2 protein-coding genes and 1 pseudogene are annotated in these 1,530 nt (G+C 62.4%); 2 read left to right on the forward strand and 1 reads right to left on the reverse strand.

From position 1 onward, the window contains the following. Nucleotides 1-172, reverse strand: a 172-nt coding sequence (locus PSSD_RS27040) for a DUF3606 domain-containing protein (protein ID WP_072215047.1), incomplete at its 3' end; no start/stop codon positions are given. 369 nt (nucleotides 173-541) lie between these two features. Here PSSD_RS27040 and PSSD_RS28315 point away from each other — a divergent pair. Further along, the gene (locus PSSD_RS28315; RefSeq protein WP_039328794.1) at nucleotides 542-781 is read left to right on the forward strand and encodes a hypothetical protein; all 240 of its coding nucleotides are present in this window, start codon (nucleotides 542-544) and stop codon (nucleotides 779-781) included. Between the two features lie 515 nt (nucleotides 782-1,296). Beyond that, nucleotides 1,297-1,530, forward strand: a pseudogene (locus PSSD_RS27050) (GAF domain-containing protein); the annotation flags it as partial.

The raw sequence follows: 1,530 nt of genomic DNA on the forward strand, positions 1-1,530 counted from the left end.
GCCACGCGCGCACGCGGTCGGTTTCGGGGCCCGCCTCGCGCACGGCCCGGGTCAGACGCTCCTGGGTCGTGCGCAGCTCCAGCGTCCAGAAGGTGATTTGCCACTGCTCCCGGATGTCTATGCGGCTCAGGTCGGCGGGGACCCGCCGCTGGATATAATCACGGTTTTTCATCAGGTTATCCTTTTTATCGGTACAGGGTGTGGCGGCGCGATAAATATGGCCACCACTAAGCCCTGCCTATCCTGGCGAATAATTATCCGGAAAATACCGGAATAATCCTTCTGTCAGGATTTCGTAAACAAAGGAGAGGATTCCTGGGCCGGAGAGGGAAAATAAACTCTGGTGTGGAATAATTAATGCGAACCGGCAGGGTGATTTAATTATTCCCGGGGAGTCGCTCATCAGTAAATACCGGCGCGCGCATTGCATCGGGGCGTGAAAGTTAAGATAATGTAATGGATTTTTAGCATCAGCTGCACCCGCCGCACTGTTTTTGTCCTGCCGGTCCGTTCCGGCCTGCACCGCTGAAAGGAGTATCCTCTGGGAAATCAGCTTTTATACCGGCCCGTCGCGGTCGGTTCCGACGTCCGCGAACTCCGTCTTGCCGCCGGCCTGTCGCAGGAGGCCGCCGCCGAGCGGTTTGAGCTCAGCCTGCGCGTCTGGCAGATGAAGGAGGCGGCAAAAAATCCCGCCCCCCTGAGCCAGGGAGAGTACGAGCTCCTGCTGCTGCTCGCCGGACGTCACCCGCACTATGCCCTTGTGCCGCAAAAGAAAAAGTAGCAGGCTCTGTCCCCTGCAGCCCACTGAAGTTCAGGCGGGCCCGGCCGATAAGAGGATAGGGACATGAGCGGTAAATACTACTATGCGGCGCGGCGCGGGCGCCCCGCGATTGAAGAGGTGCACTGCGCGGGCTGCGGCGAGCTGGCGGAGGCCGCTTTCTCGGCACGTTTTACTCGCTCAGGCACGCGCTCCAGTCCGCGCGCCTGCGGCACCCCGACTGCGTGATCTGCCTGCGCTGCGCCCCTCTGCAGCGCTGAACCGCGGCCAGGAATGGTCCTGAAATGACGTTTTCGTGATGCCCGGACAGCCGGCGTCACTGTTATCCCTGACCCCGCCCGCGGCGGGGTCAGCTGACGGGCCTTTCTTCCGGCGGCGGGGCGGCAGGGATTTCTGCGGCCCCGTCTGATTGAACGTGTCCCCTTTTTGCTGTGTCATGCCGGCCACAGCTCATTCCACCGAGGGGACAGACCCTGAAACGCCCGACATCAGACCACGAAGCGGCCCGCCTCGCGGCGCTGGCACCCTATCAGCAGCCGGATGCGCTGCCGGAAAACGCGCTGGACCGGCTCACCACGCTCGCCGCGCGCCTTTTTCGCGTGTCCACCGCCTTCGTTTCGCTGATTGACGACCAGCGGCAGCTTTTTGCATCCCGCTACGGGCTGAACATCACCGGCACCGCCCGCAGCGTCGCCTTCTGCGACCACACGCTGGCGCAGGGGGAGATCCTCTGCGTGCCGGATACCCTGGAC

Source organism: Type-D symbiont of Plautia stali (assembly GCF_001485335.1).
GTDB lineage: Bacteria > Pseudomonadota > Gammaproteobacteria > Enterobacterales > Enterobacteriaceae > Pantoea > Pantoea vagans_C.